This window comes from Streptomyces yongxingensis (genome assembly GCF_055597465.1).
In genome coordinates, this window is sequence record NZ_CM145717.1 from 7,673,386 (window position 1) to 7,688,411 (window position 15,026).

Genomic DNA, 15,026 nt, shown 5'->3' on the forward strand with positions numbered 1-15,026 from the left:
CCACCGGGCAATCCGCTATCCGCGGCGCCACCACTGGGCCAGGGACTTCCACCAGCGGCGCCGGGCCTCGTGCTCGGCGCCGGATTCGGGCTCCGGTTCCGGCTCCGTGGTGGTGGACGCGGTGTCCGCCGACGGCGCGGTCTCTCCGGGACCCTCGCCCGGGGCATCCGCCCGGGCGACCGGGGGCGTCCTGCCCACGGCCCCCGAGATGGCCGCGGTCGCCGCCGCCGCCATCTCGGCCAGCGCCTCATCGGACTTGGCGGCCGTCCGCGGGAAGCGCACCGGCAGCGCGGCCAGGGCCCGGTGGAAGGGGCCGGGCCGCCACTCCAACCGCTCGGCGGGAACGGCCAGTTCGAGATCGGGCAGCCGGTCGAGCAGCTTCTCGACGGCGACGGAGGCGATCAGTTGCGCCGGGTCCTTCGCGGGGCAGGTGTGCGGGCCCGCGCTCCACGCCAGATGCGCCCGGTTGCCACGCCGGTTCGACAGCAGATACGGGTCGTTGTTCGCGGCCGCGAGGCTGATGACGACGGGGTCGCCCTTGGGCAGCCGGTGTCCGTCGACCGTGACGTCATGGCGCGGGTAGTGGACGCAGAAGTTGGCCAGCGGCGGGTCCTTCCACAGCACCTCGTTGAGCGCGTCCTCGATCAGCATGGTGCCGCCCGCGATATCGCCCCGGAACCGTTCGTCGGACAGCAGGAGCAGCAGCCCGTTGCAGATCAGGTTCTGCTGGGGCTGGGTGCCCGCGCCGACGAGGACGACGATCTGGTGGATCAGCTCCTCGTCGGTGAGCTCGGCGGGGTGGGCGATCAGCCAGGACGTCATGTCCGGGCCCGGATTCTCCCGCTTGAGGGCGATGAGCTGGAAGAGGGTCTCCGCGAGGAGCGCGTTGGCCGCCTCGGAGTCCTCGGTGACGTCGAAGAGCGCCGAGAGCGCCCGGACGAGGTTGTCGCTCAGCTCGGGCGGGCAGCCGAAGAGCTGGTTGAAGACGAGCAGGGGGAGCCGGGCGGAGTACTCCTTGAGCAGATCGGCCTCGCCCTTGGGGCCGAAGAGGTCGATGAGGAAGTCGGCACTCCGCTCCACGTAGCGGCGCAGCGCGTGGATGTCCAGCCGGTCGAGGGTGTCGGAGATCGCCGAGCGCAGCCGGTGATGCTCCTCGCCGTCGCTGCACAGCGCGTTCGGCCGGTACATCATCATCGGCACCACGGGGTTGTCCATGGGGATGGTGCCGTCGGTGAGCGCCTGCCAGTGGCGCGCGTCCTTGGAGAACGTCTCGGGGCTGCGCAGGATGTCCAGCGCGGTCTGATAGCTGGTGACGAGCGAGACGGGGACGCCGGGCGCCAGCTCCACGGGCGCGATGCGTCCGTGATCCCGCAGGCGGGCGTACGTGGCGGCCGGGTCGGCGGCGAACTCGGGGCTGTGCAGCGACTCGAGCCCTGCCCCGGCCGGGGCCTGGCCGGAGTGCGCGGGGCAGCCCGGGGGTGGCGTCGGCTCGGCCGTCGGACCTGGTGTCGGGGCGGAATCGCGGGTGGGGCTCGTCACGCATGCTCCTGCTGATACGGGCTGTCACGGGGGTGTGTCCGGGTGTGTGCGCCAGGCCGGTAAGGCTAGCTTCCGGTTGGTCGGACCGGCACCCCAGGCGTCACTCAAATCGCTTGGTACATCACGGGATCGCTGTCCGGCACCGCTTCGGCCCTGCCCAGCTTCACCAGCCGGCGCAGATGCGCCTCCGCCTCCGAGACCGCGATATTGCGGGAGCCGAAGGGGATCTGCTCCCACGGACGGTTCCACTCCATGGCCTCGGCGAGCCGCCACGGGGTGAGCGGGGTGGTGAGCAGCGCCAGCAGCCCGGCCAGCCGCTCCTCGTGGTGGCGCAGCAGCGCCCGCACCCGCGCCGGGGCGTCGGTGAAGGCGTACTGGTGGGCGGGGAGCACCTCGGCGGGGGCGAGGGCGGCGACGCGTTCGAGGGAGTCGAGGTAGTCGCCGAGCGGGTCGGTGACGGTCGCGTCGTCGGGGTCCTCGTAGAGCCCGATATGGGGGCTGATCTCGGGCAGCAGATGGTCACCGGAGAACAGGCGGCCATGGCCGGGCAGTCCCTCCCCGGCCGCCGGATGGGCCTCTTCGAGGTGGAGGCAGACATGGCCGGGGGTGTGGCCGGGGGTCCAGATGGCGCGCAGCCGGCGGCCCGGCAGCTCGAGGAGCTCGCCGGGGACGATCTCGCGGTCGGGGAGCGCGGCCCGCTGCCCGGGGAGGTCCGTGCGGCCGGCCGCGCGGGTGGCGCGCAGCGGGGCCAGATGCTCCTCGGGCGCCCCGGCCGCGCCGAGCTTCTCCTCCAGGTAGTCCAGCCAGCGGGAGGGCTCGGCCTCACGGGTGCGCCGGACGACCTGGGCGTCGGCGGCGTGCATGGCGATCCACGCTCCGGACGCCTCCCGCACCTGGCCGGACAGCCCGTGGTGGTCGGGGTGGTGATGGGTGACGAGGACGCCGTGGACATCGGCGACGGAGGCGCCGCACGCGGCGAGCCCGGCGGTGAGGGTGTCCCAGGCCGTGGGGTCGTCCCAGCCGGTGTCGATCAGGACCGGGCCGCGGTCGGTGTCGAGGAGGTGGACCAGGGTGTGCCCGAGCGGGTTGTCGGGGATCGGGACCGGGATGCTCCACACTCCGCCGCCATGGTCGGTCACCCGCGTCACCTGCGCCATCGGCTCCCCCTCTCCTCGACACAAGCATTGCCCACTATAGCGAGAACTGGTATCAGTTCTGATGCAGCGTCAGATATTCGTACGCGGCCCACGGCCCCCGGGCGGGCCCGGCGGACGTACCTCTCAGTCGGACGTACCCCTCAGTCATCGGCCGGAAGGCATCAGCGATGGACGACCTCATCGAGCACGGGCAGCTCTTCATCGGCGGCGCGCTGGCCGATCCGGCGGGCGAGGACACCATCGAGGTCGTCTCGCCGCACACCGAGCAGGTCATCGGCCGGGTGCCGCACGCCTCCCGCGCCGATGTGGACCGGGCGGTCGCGGCGGCGCGGACGGCGTTCGACGAGGGCCCCTGGGCCCGGACGAGCCTGGACGAGCGGATCGCGGTGGTCGCCCGGATCAAGGACGCCATCGCCGTACGCCATGAGGAGATCGCCCGGGTCATCAGCGCGCAGAACGGCTCCCCGTACTCCTGGAGCGTCCTCGCCCAGGCGCTCGGCGCGATGATGGTGTGGGACGCGGCCATCACCGTGGCCCGCGACTTCGTCTACGAGGAGCGGCGGGCCGGGGTGCTCGGCCCGCTGCTGGTGCGGCGGGAGCCGGTCGGGGTGGTCGCGGCCGTGGTGCCGTGGAACGTACCGCAGTTCGTGGCGGCCGCGAAGCTGGCGCCCGCGCTGCTCGCGGGGTGCTCGGTGATCCTCAAGCCGTCGCCAGAGACGCCGCTGGACTCCTACATCCTGGCGGAGATCGCGGCCGAGGCGGGGCTGCCCGAGGGGGTGCTGTCGATCCTTCCGGCCGACCGCGAGGTCAGCGAGTACCTGGTCGGTCACCCGGGCGTGGACAAGGTGTCGTTCACCGGCTCGGTGGCGGCCGGCAAGCGGGTGATGGAGGTGGCCTCGCGCCATCTGACCCGGGTCACACTGGAGCTGGGCGGCAAGTCGGCCGCGGTGATCCTGCCGGACGCGGACCTGGAGGCGGCCGTCGCCGGGATCGTGCCCAACGCCTGGATGAACAACGGACAGGCGTGTGTGGCCCAGACCCGGATCCTCGCGCCGCGCGCCCTCTACGACGAGATCGCCGAGCGGTTCGCGGCCGCCGCCTCCGCCCTGGTCGTCGGCGACCCGCTGGATCCGGCCACCCAGGTCGGGCCGCTGGTGGCGCGGCGGCAGCAGCGCCGGTCGCTGGACTACATCGCGCTGGGGCAGCGGGAGGGCGCCAAGGTGCTGACCGGCGGCGGCCGTCCGGAGGCCCAGGAAACCGGCTGGTACGTGGAGCCCACGCTCTTCGGCGACGTCGGCAACGACATGCGGATCGCCCGTGAGGAGATCTTCGGTCCGGTGATCTGCCTGCTGCCGTACGGGGACGAGGAGGAGGCGGCCCGGATCGCCAATGACTCCGACTACGGGCTGTCCGGCTCCGTCTGGACGGCGGACGTGGGGCACGGCATCGACTTCGCACGGCGCGTCCGCACCGGCACCTACTCGGTCAACACCTTCAGCCTCGACATGCTCGGGCCGTTCGGCGGCTACAAGAACTCCGGTCTGGGCAGGGAGTTCGGCCCGGAGGGGTTCTCCGCGTATCTCGAGCACAAGATGATCCACCTGCCCCAGGGCTGGGACGGGGAGCCGAGCTGATGGGCGACCGCTGGCGGATCGAGGTGGACCGCGGCGTGTGCATCGGCTCGGGGATGTGCGTGAGCACCGCCCCCGGAGGCTTCCGGCTCGACGGGGCGCGGCAGTCGCATCCGGTCGAGACGGAGGCCGATGCTTCCGAGGCGGTGCTCGCGGCGGCCGAGGGCTGCCCGGTCGAGGCGATCGCCATCCGGCTGTCGGAAACCGGTGAACAGGTATTTCCCCCCGATGAGTAGCTCTCCTGGCCGCCGCCCGCCGGGGCGGAAGCCGCCGTGGGCGCTTACGGGCCCGGGGCCGGACTCGGAGACATCAGCCCTCGTACCGCGACATCAGACCCAGCCCTCGCCCTGCGATATCCGTATGGCGTCCACGCGGTTGCGCGCCCCGGTCTTCCGGGTGATCGCGGCCAGGTAGTTGCGGATCGTCCCGGTGGACAGATGCAGCGTACGGGCGATCTCCGGTATGGAGGCGCCGTCGGCGGCCAGCGACAGCACGCCCAGCTCGCGCTCGGTCAGCGGGATCTTGGCCGCCTGGAGGAAGCCGTAGCCGAGCGCGTCGTCGACGTAGCGCTCCTTCTTCGCCACCTGCCGGATGGCCTCGATCAGCCGCTGCGGCGGGGCGTCCTTGTCGACGTAGCCGAGCGCATGGGCCTCATGGGCGCGGCGCAGCGGACCCGGCCGCTCCGAGTTGACCAGCACCAGCAGTCCGCAGTCCCCACCCTCCCGAGAGGCCGCGGCCACGAACTTCCCCCACTCGCCCTTGCGGGCCGCCTTGACGGCCACCGGGCAGTCCGTGTCCACCACGCACACCTGCGGCTGTAAGGAACGAGCTCTGCTACGCGCGTCGCGCCAGGAGCACGCGGCCGCCTCGATGTCTGGTTCGGCCCCTATCACGGATGCCAGGGCCGATCGCAGCAACCCTGACTCGTGTACCAGAAGTAACCGGATCACGAACTTCTCCACCCCCCACGATGCGGTTCTCTCGTCGCGCGCCGTTGTCGCTCTGTCGCGCGCCGTTCATGAATACCGGGATTGGGCAGGGCGTGAACGCGGAATTTGAGCCAATGGGGGGCGCGAGGGCGCATAAACCAGGTCCAGAGGCTCGAAGGGGCGCAGGAATTGGCGCATGCGCCCCCGATGTGCCGTCCGCCCGGCTACCGGGCCGGGGCGGGGGCCGTGAGGTCGATCAGACGGCATACGGTCTCGATGTCGATCTTGACCTGGGCGATCGAGGCACGCCCCGAGAGCCAGGTGATCAGCGCCGAATGCCAGGTGTGCTCGATGACGCGGACCGCCGAGAGCTGATCGGCGGTCGGAGCCTCGTCCAGGCCCATCGCGTCGAGGATGATCGCGGTGGTGAGCCGGGAGACCGTGTCCACCTCCGGGCTGACCGACCGGTCGGCGAAGGTGAGCGCGCGCACCATCGCGTCGGCCAGATGGGGTTCGCGCTGCAGCGCGCGGAAGGCGCGCATCAGCGTCTGGGCGACCCGGGCGGCCGGCTCCTCCTCGGTCGGCGGCCGCTTGCGCAGCGTCTCGTGCATGTGCTGGAGCTGATCCTGCATTGTGGCGACCAGCAGATGGACCTTGGAGGGGAAGTAGCGGTAGAGGGTGCCGAGCGCCACCCCGGAGTTCTCCGCGACCTCGCGCATCTGGACCGCGTCGAAGCCGCCCCGGCTGGCCAGCCGGGCGCTGGCGTGCAGGATGCGCCGGCGGCGCGCTTCCTGCCGCTCGGTCAGCTGCAGGGCGGCCGGCTTGACTTCTGCGGTCATTTGTCCCACTTCGAATGTGTTGCGTCTGCGGGTCGGCGACAAGCGGACATCGTGCATGATGGCAGGACCGTCCCGGGCCTGCGAGTCACTGGAACTCGTTCTAGGCTAGCGCGGGTCCTCCTCGAAGCGCCCGTGTCCGCGCAGTTGAGGCAGGTTGCTGTCGAGCGGCGCCCGCGGCCGCGTCGACGGCGGGGGCGCACCCGGTGCACACCCCCGTCGTCAACTTCTCCTCGGGGCCCGGCTACCGAGTGGTAGGGATCACCTGCCCCGGCCCTGGAGAGGTCGTCCGGGGCAGGTATCTTCGTGACTCCTCAGGGGATGCGCTAGTGAAACTTGTTCTAGATAAACGGAAGCGGATACGCTCCCGCTGAACTGCACCAAGGAGGGGGCGCGAGTGACCGCAGAGGCCGCGCAGGAGACCGGGGTCGACCCGGATCGAGCAGCGCCCCCCACCGCCACCGAGGAACGTCCGCTGCGCATCGCGCTGCTCAGCTACAAGGGGAATCCATTCTGCGGGGGCCAGGGCGTCTATGTGCGCCATCTCTCCCGCGAACTCGCCCGGCTCGGCCACACCGTCGAGGTCATCGGCGCCCAGCCGTATCCGGTGCTCGACGCCGAGGCGGGCGTCACCCTCACCGAGCTGCCCAGCCTGGACCTCTACCGCCAGCCCGACCCGTTCCGCACCCCCCGGCGGGAGGAGTACCGGGACTGGATCGACGCCCTGGAGGTCTCCACCATGTGGACCGGCGGCTTCCCCGAGCCGCTCACCTTCAGTCTGCGCGCCCGCCGCCATCTCGCCGCGCGCGCGGGCCAGTTCGACGTCGTCCACGACAACCAGACCCTGGGTTACGGGCTGCTGGGCCTGGAGAAGCTCGGCTTCCCGCTGGTGACCACCATCCACCACCCGATCACCGTCGACCGCCGACTGGAGATGGACGCCGCCGACGGCTGGAAGCGCCGGTTCTCCGTGCGCCGCTGGTACGGCTTCACTCGGATGCAGAAGCGGGTGGCCCGGCGGCTGCCCTCGGTGCTCACCGTCTCCGGCTCCTCCCGCCGGGAGATCGTGGAGGACCTCGGGGTGCGGCCGGACCGGATCCATGTGGTGCACATCGGCGCGGACACCGGCCTGTTCTCGCCCGACCCCGCCGTCCCGGAGACCCCCGGCCGCATCGTCACCACCTCCAGCGCGGATGTGCCGCTCAAGGGCCTGGTGTATCTGATCGAGGCGCTCGCCAAGGTCCGCACCGAGAACCCCGACGCGCATCTGGTCGTCGTCGGCAAGCGGCCGCAGGAGGGGCCGGTGGCCGGCACCATGGCGCGCCACGGGCTCGAGGACGCCGTCGAGTTCGTCAAGGGCATCAGCGACGCCGAACTGGTGGACCTGGTGCGCGGCGCCCAGATCGCCTGTGTGCCCTCGCTGTACGAGGGGTTCTCGCTGCCCGCCGCCGAGGCCATGGCCACCGGTACTCCGTTGGTCGCCACCACCGGCGGCGCGATACCCGAGGTCGCCGGGGTCGACGGCGAGACCTGTCTGGCCGTACCGCCCGGCGACGCCGACGCGCTCGCCGCCGCCCTGACCCGGCTGCTGGGCGACGCCGACCTCAGACGGCGGCTGGGCGCGGCCGGCCGGGAACGGGTGCTGCGGCGCTTCACCTGGGAGCAGGCCGCCCGCGGCACCGTCGAGCAGTACCGCCAGGCCATCGGGGCCTCCGCGCGGACCGCCGCCCGCCGCTGAGCCCCCGCCCCGCCCGACTTCTGCCTCTCCCGACGCCTCCCGCCCCCCGACCTCTCCCGCCTCACGAATCCGCCGGACGAAAGCAGACCCCCGTGCTGACCGTCGATTTCTCCCGCTTCCCCCTCGCCCCCGGCGATCGCGTCCTCGACCTCGGCTGTGGCGCCGGCCGGCACGCCTTCGAGTGCTACCGGCGCGGCGCCCAGGTCGTGGCGCTCGACCGCAACGGCGAGGAGATACGCGAGGTGGCCAAGTGGTTCGCCGCCATGAAGGAGGCCGGTGAGGCCCCGGCGGGCGCCACGGCCACCGCCATGGAGGGCGACGCCCTCGCCCTGCCCTTCCCCGACGACAGCTTCGACGTGGTCATCATCTCCGAGGTGATGGAGCACATACCCGACGACAAGGGCGTGCTCGCCGAGATGGTGCGGGTGCTCAAGGCCGGCGGCCGGATCGCCGTCACCGTGCCGCGCTACGGCCCGGAGAAGGTCTGCTGGGCGCTGTCGGACGCCTACCACGAGGTCGAGGGCGGCCACATCCGCATCTACCGCGCCGACGAGCTGCTGGAGAAGATGCGCGAGGCCGGGCTGCGGCCGTACGGCACCCACCACGCCCACGCGCTGCACAGCCCCTACTGGTGGCTCAAGTGCGCCTTCGGGGTGGACAACGACAAGGCGCTGCCGGTGCGCGCGTACCACCAGCTACTGGTGTGGGACATCATGAAGAAGCCACTGGCCACGCGGCTCGCCGAGCGCGCCCTGAACCCCGTCATCGGCAAGAGCTTCGTGGCGTACGCGACCAAGCCCCACGCCCCGCGTGAGGAGCGGGCGTGACGGCGCTCGGACCGCGCCCCGGCCCCCGCACCGAACGGCTCGCGCTGCCCGGGGTGCTCAGCCCCGAGCAGGTGCTGCGCACGGTCGAGGGCATCGCCGCCGTCCAGCGCGCGGACGGCGCCATCCCGTGGTTCCGCGGCCACCACCTCGACCCCTGGGACCACATCGAGTCCGCGATGGCGCTGGACGCGGCGGGCGAGCACGAGCGCGCCACGGCCGCCTACCGCTGGCTGGCCCGGCACCAGAACCCCGACGGCTCGTGGTACGCGGCCTACCCCGACACCCCGGACGGCGTGGCCGCGACCGACCCCACCGACCGCGGCCGGGAGTCCAACTTCTGCGCCTACGTGGCGGTCGGCGCCTGGCACCACTACCTCTCCACGGGCGACGACGCCTTCCTCGACCAGATCTGGCCCACCGTCTTCGCCGCCGTCGAGTTCGTGCTCGGACTGCAGCAGAGCGGCGGCCAGATCGGCTGGCGGCACCGCGCCGACGGCACCGTCGACCCCGACGCCCTGCTGACCGGCTCCTCCTCCGTCTACCAGGCGCTGCGCTGCGCCCTGGCCATCGCGGAGCACCGCGAGGAGCCCCAGCCCGACTGGGAGCTGTCGGCCGGGCTGCTCGGCCATGCCATACGCCACCACCCCGAGCGGTTCCTGGACAAGCACCGCTACTCGATGGACTGGTACTACCCGGTCCTCGGCGGCGCGGTCACCGGCGCCGCCGCCAAGGAGCGCATCGAGGAGGGCTGGGACCGCTTCGTGGTCCCCGGGCTCGGGGTGCGCTGTGTCTCGCCCAACCCCTGGGTCACCGGCGGCGAGAGCTGCGAACTGGCGCTCGCGCTCTGGGTGATGGGGGAGTCCGACCGCGCGGTGGACATCCTGCGGTGGATCCAGCCGACGCTGCGCGCCGAGGACGGCATGTACTGGACCGGCTACGTCTTCGAGGACGACGCGGTCTGGCCGGAGGAGCGCACCACCTGGACGGCCGGGTCGCTGCTGCTCGCCGTGGCGGCGCTGGGCGGCGACGAGGCGACCACGGCCGTCTTCGGCGGCGAGGGCCTGCCGCGTGGGCTGGACTCGGACTGCTGCGGCTAGGGTCCTTCTGGCGGTGGCCGGCGGGTCTTGGCGCCTGCGGCGGGCTGTTCCCCTACCCGCCCCTTCCCGAAACTGGGGCTGAAGCCCCAGCCCCCTGGGGTGCAGGGCGGAGCTCTGCCACGCGGCGGAGCCGCATGTCGAGGAAGTGCCTCGCCACGCCGTCGATCATCCGCGACGGCGTCGTGGCTGGTCGCGCAGTTCCCCGCGCCCCTTCGGGGCGCGCACCCGGCCGCAGCCTACGGGTGTCCGGCGGAGCCATCGGCGGCAGGTTGGGGCGCTACCCCGGGGTCTGGGGCTTCAGCCCCAGTTGTGGGAAGGGCGGGGAGGGGAAAGGGCCGCCGCGGGCGTGCCTAGCCGCGGCGGAGCCGTCCGGCGATGGCGTGGCCGATGAAGAGGTACACCACGGCCGGGAGGCCGTAGTTGAGGACGGTCCGGAGCCAGTCCGTGTCCATCGTGAAGAGGTCATGGGACCAGCCCGCGAGCCACCTCGCCGCGTCGTGGACCACCGTGACGAGGTCGTTGGCGCGATTGGCGTCGAGCAGGGCGAACAGGATCCAGAGGCCGAGGATCACGGCCATGACGTCCGCGACGACCGCCACGACGGTCGCCGCCTGGTTGCTTCCGTGGCGATAACTTCGTGACATGCATCACGTGTTGCCGCCCGAAGCGGAGCCAAACCCAGCGCGCCCGCACACCCGTACGAGGCGGTCGGGTCGCTAGGACCGCGTACGAGGCGATTCAGCCCGCCAACTCCGCCAGCACCCGCAGCGTCCGGAGGTCCGGTGCCAGCGCCAGCAGATCCGTGATCGGGCCCTTGCGCCACAACTCCAGCCGCTCCGCGATCCGCTCGCGCGGCCCGACCAGCGAGATCTCATCGGCGAAGGCGTCCGGCACCGCCTCGATCGCCTCCGCGCGCCGCCCCGCCAGGAACAGCTCCTGCACCCGGCGCGCCTCGGCCTCGTAGCCGAAGCGGGCCATCAGGTCGGCGTGGAAGTTCCGGGCCGCGTGGCCCATTCCGCCGATGTAGAAGCCGAGCATCGCCTTGACCGGCTTCAGCCCCTCCGCCACATCGGCGCACACCCGCACCTGTGTCATCGGCGCCACCATGAAGCCGTCCCGGGCGTCGGCCAGCGTCGCCCGGTAGAGCTCCGTCCGCGACGGCGACCAGTACAGCGGCAGCCAGCCGTCGGCGATGCGCACGGTCTGGGCGATGTTCTTGGGCCCCTCCGCCCCGAGCAGCACCGGGAGGTCGGCGCGCAGCGGATGGACGATGGGCTTGAGGGGCTTGCCGAGGCCGGTGGCGTCCGGCCCGGCGTAGGGGTGCGGGTGGTAGCGCCCGTCGAGCCGCACCGGCGCCTCGCGGTTCAGCACCTGCCGGATGACCTCGACATACTCCCGGGTCGCCGTCAGCGGGCTCTTGGGGAACGGGCGTCCGTACCAGCCCTCGACCACCTGCGGCCCGGACAGCCCCAGCCCCAGCATCATCCGGCCGCCGGAGAGGTGGTCCAGGGTGAGCGCCTGCATCGCGGTGGCGGTGGGGGTGCGGGCGGCCATCTGCGCCACCGCCGTGCCGAGCGCGATCCGGGTGGTGTGGGCGGCGAGCCAGGTGAGCGGGGTGAAGGCGTCCGAGCCCCAGGACTCGGCGGTCCACACCGAGTGGTAGCCCAGCCGCTCCGCCTCCTGGGCGAGTTCCAGATGGCGGGGGTCGGGGCCACGGCCCCAGTAGCCGAGCGCCAGGCCGAGCCGCATGGAAGCCCCCTCGTTCCGCCGGACAGTGACAGGTGGAGAACGGCGGCTGACGGCACGTCAGCCGCACGCACACCGGCCGGACTGTACGGGCCGGGGCCGCACATGGCAACGGCCCCTCGCCCGAGCGTATGCGGGCGAGGGGCCGTGGGCGCGTCATGCGACGCACCCGGGCACGTCATGCCATGCGCGTCCGCGTATCACGCGACGCGCACACGCGGGTCAGCCGCGCTGGATCCCCGTGGTGTCCTGCAGCACACCGCGGCGGCCGTCCTGCGTCTGGGCGACCAGCGCCTGACCGCGCTGCTCCACCGCGAGGTACCAGGTGCCGGGGGCCAGTTCGGCGATGGTGCTCGAGGAGCCGTCCTCCGCGTACAGCGGACGGGCCACCGGCACCGCGAACCAGAACGGGGCGAAGTCCCCGCCACCCGCGGCCGGCGGGGTGGGGGCCGGAGACTGCTGACCGCCGAAGGACTGGCCGGGCTGCGGCTGGCCGGGCTGGCCGGGCTGGGGGGTGCCGTACGGCGCGGGGGCGCCGGGCTGGGCACCGCCCGGACCCGGGTAGCCGTAGCCCGGCTGCGGGCCCTGGGCGCCGTACGGGGCCGGGGCCGGAGCGGAGGCGTTCATCAGCGGGGCCTTGAGAGCCGGGACGCGCTGGGTGAGCAGCGCGACGGCCGCCATCGCCAGGGTGGCGATCAGGCCGAGGATCTGCCCGACGCCCTTGTCGACTCCCTCCGGGCCACCGATGATCGTCCACAGCGAGCTCCAGGCCGCGAAGACCGCGAGCGCCGAGCCCCACTGGTCGAGCGAGAGCCCGAAGAGGTTGCGGCCCGCGGGCTGGAAACGTGCGGAGACGATGAGCGCCGCGGCGATCACACCGGCCAGGAAGATCGACGGCAGTACGGGGAAGAAGTCGGACTTCCATCCGTTCTCACCGGCGTCCTTGCAGAAGCTGCTGTTACCGCCGCAGTCGATGGTGTAGAAGTCGAGGAAGGAGGCGATGAACAGCAACACCGCTGCTCCGATCACCACGCCGTCGCCTCGAGTGAGCGAGCGGATGTTCAACGTGAGGTCCTTTGTCGGTTTCGTCTGTACGAGCGCTGCCGCCAGGCGCGATAGCGCGAAGGCGTCGGGGGTGGGCCCCATCGTACGGGTGAATCCGCCTGCGGAGACCGGGGGTGTCCCATCGGTATCCCGGTCGTGACCTCCCGTTCGGTTGTGGCGGCGCTACTCGTTCAAGAAGTCCGTAATGCCCTGTGCGATACCGCGCGCCGCGCGCTCGCGCCACGCCGTGTCGGTCAGTTCGGAGGCGTCCTGGGAGTCGCGCATGTTGCCGCACTCGATGAACACCTTGGGAACGGTGGAGAGGTTGAGCCCGCCCAGGTCGCCCCGGACGTCCAACCCGCTGCCGTCGCCGATGTACTGCGCGGGCGCGCTGCCGGTGGCCTCGGCGAACGCGCCGCGCAGCCGCTCGCCGAGCCGGCGGGAGGGCGCGGTGATGGCGGAGGTGTCCGCGCCGCCGCCCCGTACGGACTTGGGCAGGATCACATGGAAGCCGCGCTCCCCGGCGGCCGCGCCATCCGCGTGCACGGAGACCACGGCGTCGGCGTGGGCCTTGTTGCCGATCTCCGCGCGCTCGTCCACGCACGGCCCGTACGGCCGGTCGCCGTCCTGGGTGAACCGCACCGTGGCGCCGCGCGCTTCGAGCAGGGTGCGGGCGCGGCGCGCCACATCGAGGGTGAAGGACGCCTCGGGGTAGCCGGAGTTGGTGGCCGTGCCCGTGGTGTCGCACTCCTTCTTCTCGGTGCCGATGTCCACGAGCCGGGCGATCCGCGAGGGATGGTCGCGGTTGTGCGGATTGTGACCGGGGTCGATCACCACGACCTTCCCCTTGAGGGGCTCTCCGGTCTCTCCGGTCTCTCCGGGCTTTCCGGACTCCCCGGCTGAGGCGGGCGGTGAGGACGGGGCGGACGTGCCGGACGACGGGGGCGGCGGGGAGGACGTCGAGGAGGTCGTGGGCCCGCTCGCCCCGCCCGCGCCGTTGTCCTTCGAACCGCCCAGGGAACTCCACAGCAGCCAGCCGACGAAGCAGGCCGGTATCAGCGCCACCAGGACGATGGCGAGGGTGCCGCCGCGGCGACCGGGCTCTGGAAAGAAGCTGCCGTTGGACACGCGGGCGATGGTAGCGGCCCGGCCGATACGCCTGGGGCGCCGGGCGGGCACCGGACGGGTGGCGGCCCCGGCGGGCCTGGCCGCCCGGCCCGGGCGGCCAGGCGGCCGGGCGCCGCCCCGGCCGGGGCGGGCGCCGCACGCTGTCACCGGGCGCGGCGGCCGCCGGCCTTCCGGCAGGCCCCGGCCGCACGGGCGCGCTCGCCGCGGATGCCTCCGTGGGGGACGGGAGCATCGGCCGCCGCCTGTTGCCGGGGCGGGGTGTCGGTTGCCGTCTGCCGCCGGGGGCGGGGCATCGGCCGCCATCTGCCGCCAGATGCGGGGGTGTCGGCCGCTGTCTGTTGCCGGGGGCGGGCGGCGGCGGGACAAGGCGGGCGGCCCGGCCGCGTGCTCGTGATCAGGCGGGCGGGGCGGCCGCGCCTCAGGCCCCGGGGCCGGTGGCGGCCGCGGTGCGGCGGAGGACGCGGAGTGAACGGGTGGCGGAGACCTCGGTGAACGCGCCGGAGGCGAGCGCGCGGCGGTAGATCCGGTACGGCGCCTGGCCGCCGTCGGCCGGGTCGGGGAAGACGTCGTGGATCACCAGCAGCCCGTCCGGCGCGACATGGGGCGCCCAGCCCTCGTAGTCCGCGCTCGCATGCTCGTCGGTGTGCCCGCCGTCGATGAACACCAGCCCGACCGGCTTCCCCCACACCGCCGCGACCTGCGGGGACCGCCCGACCATGGCGATGACGTGGTCCTCGAGGCCCGCCCGGTGGAGGGTGCGGCGGAAGGTGGGCAGCGTGTCCATCCGCCCGACCTCGGGGTCGACCACCTCCGGGTCGTGGTACTCCCAGCCCGGCTGCTGCTCCTCGGAGCCCCGGTGGTGGTCCACGGTCACGGCGACCGTCCCCGCCGCGCGCGCGGCGTCGGCCAGCAGGATGGTGGAGCGCCCGCAGTACGTGCCGACCTCCACCAGCGGCAGCCCCGGCGCCGCCGCCCGCACGGCCGCGGCATACAGGGCGAGCCCCTCGTCCAGCGGCATGAAGCCCTTCGCCGCCTCGAAGGCGTCGAGCACGGTGCGGTCGGGGGCCGCGGGCGCGGCGGCGGCAGCAGACTGAGTCACCCGCTCATCCTGCCGCACCGCCACCGGCCCGCGGCGCCCGGGGCCACGGCCCCTCGACGGGTGCCCACCGGGGACGTACTAGTGCCGCGTCAGTCAAGGTTTGCCCGGTAGCGAGGCGTCCTGGTGCGGTCAGCTGCAAGGCGCCGAATCGGCCTCGAGGGGGCACCGCCCGGACGAAGTCCGGGGGAGGGCCTACTCGGTCGGTTCGGCAACGCCGCAGATGGCCGTGCCAGGGCGGCGAGCGGGGCAAACCTT

The 15,026-nt window shown here is 72.8% G+C and carries 14 protein-coding genes; 5 read left to right on the plus strand and 9 right to left on the minus strand.

The features are described 5' to 3' along the window. Nucleotides 1–15 precede the first annotated feature (15 nt). Together ACZ6TD_RS32795 and ACZ6TD_RS32800 are read right to left on the minus strand one after the other, a co-directional pair. A complete protein-coding gene (locus tag ACZ6TD_RS32795) occupies nucleotides 16–1,539 on the minus strand; it encodes a cytochrome P450 (protein ID WP_471343962.1) in 1,524 nt (507 codons plus the stop codon). 104 nt (nucleotides 1,540–1,643) lie between these two features. Beyond that, nucleotides 1,644–2,696, minus strand: a complete 1,053-nt coding sequence (locus ACZ6TD_RS32800) for an MBL fold metallo-hydrolase (protein WP_471343964.1) — start codon at nucleotides 2,694–2,696, stop codon at nucleotides 1,644–1,646. Between the two features lie 167 nt (nucleotides 2,697–2,863). Here ACZ6TD_RS32800 and ACZ6TD_RS32805 point away from each other — a divergent pair, with 167 nt between their 5' ends. After that, a complete protein-coding gene (locus tag ACZ6TD_RS32805; protein ID WP_471343967.1) occupies nucleotides 2,864–4,330 on the plus strand; it encodes an aldehyde dehydrogenase in 1,467 nt (488 codons plus the stop codon). Next, a complete protein-coding gene (locus ACZ6TD_RS32810) occupies nucleotides 4,330–4,563 on the plus strand; it encodes a ferredoxin (RefSeq protein WP_037947116.1) in 234 nt (77 codons plus the stop codon). The genes ACZ6TD_RS32805 and ACZ6TD_RS32810 overlap by 1 nt, the downstream gene beginning before the upstream one ends. Nucleotides 4,564–4,656: 93 nt before the next feature. Here ACZ6TD_RS32810 and ACZ6TD_RS32815 read toward each other — a convergent pair whose 3' ends face one another. Further along, nucleotides 4,657–5,277, minus strand: coding sequence for a response regulator transcription factor (locus ACZ6TD_RS32815; protein WP_471343970.1), 621 nt, complete (start codon nucleotides 5,275–5,277; stop codon nucleotides 4,657–4,659). A 203-nt stretch (nucleotides 5,278–5,480) separates the two neighbouring features. After that, nucleotides 5,481–6,095, minus strand: a complete 615-nt coding sequence (locus tag ACZ6TD_RS32820) for a TetR family transcriptional regulator (protein WP_471343972.1) — start codon at nucleotides 6,093–6,095, stop codon at nucleotides 5,481–5,483. A 394-nt stretch (nucleotides 6,096–6,489) separates the two neighbouring features. Here ACZ6TD_RS32820 and ACZ6TD_RS32825 point away from each other — a divergent pair, with 394 nt between their 5' ends. From ACZ6TD_RS32825 to ACZ6TD_RS32835, 3 genes are all read left to right on the plus strand, one after another. Further along, nucleotides 6,490–7,830, plus strand: a complete 1,341-nt coding sequence (locus ACZ6TD_RS32825; RefSeq protein WP_471343974.1) for a glycosyltransferase family 4 protein — start codon at nucleotides 6,490–6,492, stop codon at nucleotides 7,828–7,830. A gap of 92 nt (nucleotides 7,831–7,922) precedes the next feature. Beyond that, nucleotides 7,923–8,657 carry a class I SAM-dependent methyltransferase gene (locus ACZ6TD_RS32830; RefSeq protein WP_471343977.1) on the plus strand — a complete coding sequence of 245 codons (735 nt, stop codon included), beginning with the start codon at nucleotides 7,923–7,925 and terminating at the stop codon, nucleotides 8,655–8,657. Beyond that, on the plus strand, nucleotides 8,654–9,754 hold the full coding sequence (locus ACZ6TD_RS32835; RefSeq protein WP_471343979.1) for a prenyltransferase/squalene oxidase repeat-containing protein: 1,101 nt from the start codon (nucleotides 8,654–8,656) through the stop codon (nucleotides 9,752–9,754). The genes ACZ6TD_RS32830 and ACZ6TD_RS32835 overlap by 4 nt, the downstream gene beginning before the upstream one ends. A gap of 350 nt (nucleotides 9,755–10,104) precedes the next feature. Here the strand turns inward: ACZ6TD_RS32835 and ACZ6TD_RS32840 are convergent, their stop codons facing one another. The 5 genes from ACZ6TD_RS32840 to ACZ6TD_RS32860 all read right to left on the minus strand — a co-directional run bounded on the left by ACZ6TD_RS32840 (nucleotide 10,105) and on the right by ACZ6TD_RS32860 (nucleotide 14,771). Continuing rightward, on the minus strand, nucleotides 10,105–10,398 hold the full coding sequence (locus tag ACZ6TD_RS32840; RefSeq protein WP_471343980.1) for a hypothetical protein: 294 nt from the start codon (nucleotides 10,396–10,398) through the stop codon (nucleotides 10,105–10,107). 94 nt (nucleotides 10,399–10,492) lie between these two features. Next, a complete protein-coding gene (locus ACZ6TD_RS32845) occupies nucleotides 10,493–11,503 on the minus strand; it encodes an LLM class F420-dependent oxidoreductase (RefSeq protein WP_471343983.1) in 1,011 nt (336 codons plus the stop codon). A 219-nt stretch (nucleotides 11,504–11,722) separates the two neighbouring features. After that, entirely contained in the window at nucleotides 11,723–12,565 is an 843-nt protein-coding gene (locus ACZ6TD_RS32850; protein ID WP_471343985.1) for a hypothetical protein, read from the minus strand. Between the two features lie 162 nt (nucleotides 12,566–12,727). Then, on the minus strand, nucleotides 12,728–13,672 hold the full coding sequence (locus ACZ6TD_RS32855) for an N-acetylmuramoyl-L-alanine amidase (RefSeq protein ID WP_471343986.1): 945 nt from the start codon (nucleotides 13,670–13,672) through the stop codon (nucleotides 12,728–12,730). A 418-nt stretch (nucleotides 13,673–14,090) separates the two neighbouring features. Continuing rightward, nucleotides 14,091–14,771 (minus strand): class I SAM-dependent methyltransferase, encoded by a 681-nt coding sequence (locus ACZ6TD_RS32860; RefSeq protein WP_471343987.1) that lies wholly within the window; start codon nucleotides 14,769–14,771, stop codon nucleotides 14,091–14,093. Between the last annotated feature and the right edge of the window lie 255 nt (nucleotides 14,772–15,026).

Excerpts from the sequence above, each read along its gene's own strand:
- ACZ6TD_RS32800 (WP_471343964.1), bottom strand. The coding sequence starts at position 2,696 with ATGGCGCAGGTGACGCGGGTGACCGACCATGGCGGCGGAGTGTGGAGC.
- ACZ6TD_RS32805 (WP_471343967.1), top strand. The coding sequence starts at position 2,864 with ATGGACGACCTCATCGAGCACGGGCAGCTCTTCATCGGCGGCGCGCTG.
- ACZ6TD_RS32810 (WP_037947116.1), top strand. The coding sequence starts at position 4,330 with ATGGGCGACCGCTGGCGGATCGAGGTGGACCGCGGCGTGTGCATCGGC.
- ACZ6TD_RS32820 (WP_471343972.1), bottom strand. The coding sequence starts at position 6,095 with ATGACCGCAGAAGTCAAGCCGGCCGCCCTGCAGCTGACCGAGCGGCAG.
- ACZ6TD_RS32840 (WP_471343980.1), bottom strand. The coding sequence starts at position 10,398 with ATGTCACGAAGTTATCGCCACGGAAGCAACCAGGCGGCGACCGTCGTG.
- ACZ6TD_RS32845 (WP_471343983.1), bottom strand. The coding sequence starts at position 11,503 with ATGCGGCTCGGCCTGGCGCTCGGCTACTGGGGCCGTGGCCCCGACCCC.